Here is a 4488-nt window from a genome sequence, read left to right on the forward strand (position 1 = left end):
GCACGTTCAGCACAGTTACGTCGATAACACTTGAATTAATTGAAGAAATCGTTTGTTGGCAGCGCCGAGAGATTCCAAAGGGAGGCCGGTGGCAGTCTCCCTTTGGGTGTCGTCGCCACCGCGACAAATCATATAAAGTGTAACGGAATCAATTTATTAAGTGCTTATTATGGGTGGCCTGATAAATATTATGGGTGGCCTGATAAATATTATGGGTGGCCTGATAAATATTACCGTTTTATTTTAGGTGTAGTAGCACACGACTAAGTTATTAACAATTAAACTGCTGAGTACTTTTAAACTCATTAATAGCTTGAGTTATAACAAAAATAGGGTATTTAGTATTAAGCCTGTCGCCAGAGTTACATTTTTGATGATCAGCCCCTGACTGTAGCCTGATTTTTTCACACCAAGCCCAAATGTTTTCAACCCCTAAATGTAATTGATCAATGTTGTGTAATACACTTTGGATGGTCAATAAGTTACTATCTTCAAATTCACTTTCTATTGCAGATACTCTTTCGTCAATGGAATAAACTTTTTGCTCTAATAGCTCCCTTTTTTCGATTTCCTGAGCTAGTAAGTTTACATTTTGTTGAAGTAAAGAAACCATGGTCCCCATTTCTGAGACACCTTCTTTTGGGGCTGGGTATTTTCCAAACTTTCGAATTGACGGCAATACATCCTCATAAACCCAATCTTGGAATTTTAAAGCAGCCTCACTTTCATCAACCGTTACTATTCTATATAAACCAGCTTCAGTGATAAAGTAATCATACTGAGAGCCAAACTCATTATTATCTTCTAATGGTACAAGGATACGATCTTTATCTTTTAATACTTTTGCTGATTTACTTAGTAAACCTTGAAAACTCTCTTTATTACCATTGATATGAGAAAAATGTCGGTTGTCTTTTGACAATACTTTTACCACATCAGGAAAACAAAAAAGCACACGACCGTTTCGATCAATAGTTCTTATTTCTACTTCACCGGTAGCGCTTGGGTATAGTAATTGATGCTTTATTTCTTCCATTTCAGTAGCCTATAAATATTATCTTCATTTAATATTAATTGATTAGTTATAATATTAAAAGTAATAAAAACAAAAAAAAGCGAGCCTAAGCTCGCTTTTTATTATTATATATCAATTGTCACTTTCGAATAAAATTTGTAACTAAAAATACTGATTTTAAAGGGGGTTATCACAACCTAAGGTTTAGAACAAAACGTATAAAGTTATACTTTTGACCGTTACGCAATCAATAAAGTTTGAAACTCATATTTACAGATAAATTCTAATTAACTGCAACCTAATAACGATGAATTCAGGAATCCTAATAATGACTTTTAGTTAAGTGCCAACCTGCACTATATTTGCATTTATAAATCCTTAAATTTATCCCTTGCTCATTAAATATAATATCTGCTCTCGTATTCGCTTCTTTATTTGTTCGATAAGTATCCTTATAACTACCATCCCCGGCAGTACACCTTTGGCATTTTTCGCTAGGAGTAAGCCTAGATTTAGGTGATAAATGCCAAAAATCACATTTATTACACTTATAAGGAGATAACTCATTATTATAGATTTCTTTTGAATATTCAGCAGCGCTTTGTGCCTCCTCTTCATCAAAATATACACTCAATGGTTCACCAGACATCTTTCCAAAACAAGTATCGCTTTTCATTATGCCGCTCCTTCATTTTCAACGATTGATATTCCTTCAACGGGAAAGTACCTTGCAATGAAAACAGCATGATTGAAGTTAATTTGTTCTAACGCTTTGCCAGCCCCAACGTCATTAATGCATTCACTATATTTATAACCAGAACCACCTGATGAGTTTTGGTAAAACCGACCTTTCGGGTCAATCATAAGGTATGACTCAGTCATTGCTGAATTAGACTCAGCATAAACAGGTAAGTCACGACCAAGATGTTTCTCAACAAAACTATTAAACTGCCCATTTGAGATAAGAAGATCATCATCACCATATGGCATTACATGCAATACCTTCCACTTATATGGCTTTATTTCTGAGATTAGGCTAGAGAAATCTTCTTGCCAATTAAACTGATTCACTACGGTATTAATTTTAGTTTTAATACCTTTTTGTGTTTTTTCTAGTTTTGATAATGCAAGCTTCAGTTCGTCGGAGCTTAAAGAATTACCTTTTCTATCTACACGCCCAATTTTCTTCCTAATATCATAATCCTGACTATCAAAACTTATTCCCACCATGTCTAACGTATTTTTCGGTATATCGAATTTTTCATTTAGTAAATAGCTACCGTTCGTAATAATCGAAGTCTGGAACCCCTTTTGTTTTGCTAGCATTAATACGATTGAAAATGTACTTCCTAGCATCATTGGTTCTCCACCAGCAATATTGAGACGAACACTTTCATAACCAAATTTTTCTTTAAAGGATGAGCTACCCTTAATAAAGTGAGAGGCCAGTTCATCTAGCAAATTTTCGATACTCTCAAGTGACCGATGCAGCTCATTTGGTTTCCCCCACTTTGCAAAACAATATGTGCAGTTGTAATTGCACGCCTCCGTAATGTGCCAATTAATTACTAGTTCATTTATGTAAGGTTTATTGGTAGTATCATTTTTCATTTTTTAGCTCCTCTGTTAAAGGCTGCTAGTATCAAAATTATCGATAATTTAAAAAATGAAAAGAGATGTCCCCCCCTAAAGAATTTAATAAATTTATTTAAATCACGTCCATTTAAAAGGAATTACAATGGCTGCTTTTCCAACGTTCGAATCAGTATTAATTAAAATATCAAATGCTGTAGGGGCTTCAAAAAAGCTGACTTCAAAATCAAAAACCAAATTCAAGAATACTGAAATGAACATTGATAATATGTTCGACACATGGAGAAAGGTATTAAATAGTATTTTTGATGCTTTAGAACTAGAAAAAGCTGAACGAGATGATCTCTTAGCTAATATTGAACATGATTACTATATTCATAAAGCAATTGAAACAAATGTGTTCACTTTTAAAGCATCAGTCCAGAAAATCATTTGGCAGTATCTAGCCAGAGTTCTTATCCCTGCTTTAGCAAGACATACTGTATTCTGGCAGATTGAATCTAAAATTGATGAAGGCATGCCTGGAGGTCGGTTCTGGTATTTACCATTTTTAAACCCCGAGAAACAATCTGCACAAATAGAGCTACCTCTTCAACAAGTTTTGAACTGGTTACTAGACCTAATTGAGGAACCCAAAAGTAATATTGCAAATAATTTAGAGTCTGAACTTCGCATTTATGAAGAGTCGGGCACTATTTTGAAAAACTTATATAACTGGCAATCGGGTAAAGTTACGCCTGAAATATCGAGTATTAAAACAACATTCCCAGATGATGTATTAATTACGTTTAAAGGTTGTTTTCAGCCAAGCGAGAATAGTTGCGCATTTGAACAGTCTTTAATCTTCATAAATAATAAAGGCCATAATGCTCATACTTTACAACATGAAATCAACATTAGTTATCAAGACTTAGTGACGATATTAAGTGGTAATTGTAGCCAGAAACAGAAAGTAGAATTTGTTAATAAAATAGACGAGCGTTACCAGCAACCTAGTACGAAGACAATTCGACAAAGGCTTATTGTTGCAAGAGCCATCCAAGACGGATATGAGCAATTAGTAAAGTTTTTAACTCCTAATACTGAAAAATTTTGTACCGACTTAAAACAAAATAAAGTAATGCAACTGGTAAGGATTTATGAGGCTACATATAACCATACAATGCAAGCTCATCTAGCGTGTTCAAAAATCAGTGAGTTAACTAGAGATAGAAAACTTCGTGAACAACATGAAAATAAACTATTTACCGAAAGCCTCCCTCCCTTCCTAAGATACGATCTATTACTTTGTGTAGCTACAGAAAAATTTAATACTATTGATATGGTTGCGCCTCGCTTAACTGATATATTTTCTGAGGCTGAAAGAGAAACTTTTCTTGATGATATATTTCCTATTAGCAAAGAAAGTATGGAACAGATCAGCAAAAACTTTATTAAGTATATTCAGTATACTAAAGCCTTAAATGAAAACATTGAAAGTTACGGCACAAAGCTAAAGCAGAATAAAGCCCCATTTAAGCTATTAAAATACATTGATGATTTTAAATTAGTCTACGAATTAGCTAAAGGAGACTACCCTAACTCCAAAGTCACTCAACTAATTTTTGCAAGATTAAAAGAGTTAGAAAAATCAAATGATGACAAAATTAAAGGTGTAATACTCGAACTAGACTTGTTATTAAGCCAAGATAAGTTTGATAGAAAAACAGAAACACAAATAGAAGAACTTTTGAAGCTAGCTTGGAGTAACCCTGAACATCAATTTTGGTTGCCAATAATACTGACGTGGTTTAATGGATTCGACTACCCCAGTTAAGACATAATAAGCTTAACTGGAGAACAGAAATGGCAAAACGTAAAAAATATACCAAAGAATTTAA

At 33.8% G+C, this 4488-nt stretch carries 4 protein-coding genes; 1 reads left to right on the forward strand and 3 read right to left on the reverse strand.

What is annotated here, in order from left to right; translation table 11 throughout:
- Nucleotides 1-271: 271 nt before the first annotated feature.
- From FCS21_RS15600 to FCS21_RS15610, 3 genes are all read right to left on the reverse strand, one after another.
- Nucleotides 272-1036, reverse strand: a complete 765-nt coding sequence (locus FCS21_RS15600) for a BRO-N domain-containing protein (RefSeq protein WP_138624460.1) — start codon at nt 1034-1036, stop codon at nt 272-274.
- Nucleotides 1037-1337: 301 nt separating this feature from the next.
- Nucleotides 1338-1691 (reverse strand): hypothetical protein, encoded by a 354-nt coding sequence (locus tag FCS21_RS15605; protein WP_138624461.1) that lies wholly within the window; start codon nt 1689-1691, stop codon nt 1338-1340.
- Entirely contained in the window at nt 1691-2626 is a 936-nt protein-coding gene (locus FCS21_RS15610; RefSeq protein ID WP_138624462.1) for a viperin family antiviral radical SAM protein, read from the reverse strand. The genes FCS21_RS15605 and FCS21_RS15610 overlap by 1 nt, the downstream gene beginning before the upstream one ends.
- Nucleotides 2627-2753: 127 nt before the next feature.
- Between FCS21_RS15610 and FCS21_RS15615 the strand changes: the two genes are divergently transcribed.
- Nucleotides 2754-4424 carry a hypothetical protein gene (locus FCS21_RS15615; RefSeq protein ID WP_138624463.1) on the forward strand — a complete coding sequence of 557 codons (1671 nt, stop codon included), beginning with the start codon at nt 2754-2756 and terminating at the stop codon, nt 4422-4424.
- Nucleotides 4425-4488: the final 64 nt, after the last annotated feature.

Origin of the sequence: Colwellia ponticola, from assembly GCF_005885605.1 — a bacterium.
GTDB classification, from domain to species: Bacteria; Pseudomonadota; Gammaproteobacteria; order Enterobacterales; family Alteromonadaceae; genus Colwellia; species Colwellia ponticola.

Bases quoted from the DNA above. Each gene is read 5' to 3' on its own strand.
- FCS21_RS15600 (WP_138624460.1), bottom strand. From the start codon at position 1,036: ATGGAAGAAATAAAGCATCAATTACTATACCCAAGCGCTACCGGTGAA.
- FCS21_RS15605 (WP_138624461.1), bottom strand. From the start codon at position 1,691: ATGAAAAGCGATACTTGTTTTGGAAAGATGTCTGGTGAACCATTGAGT.
- FCS21_RS15610 (WP_138624462.1), bottom strand. From the start codon at position 2,626: ATGAAAAATGATACTACCAATAAACCTTACATAAATGAACTAGTAATT.
- FCS21_RS15615 (WP_138624463.1), top strand. From the start codon at position 2,754: ATGGCTGCTTTTCCAACGTTCGAATCAGTATTAATTAAAATATCAAAT.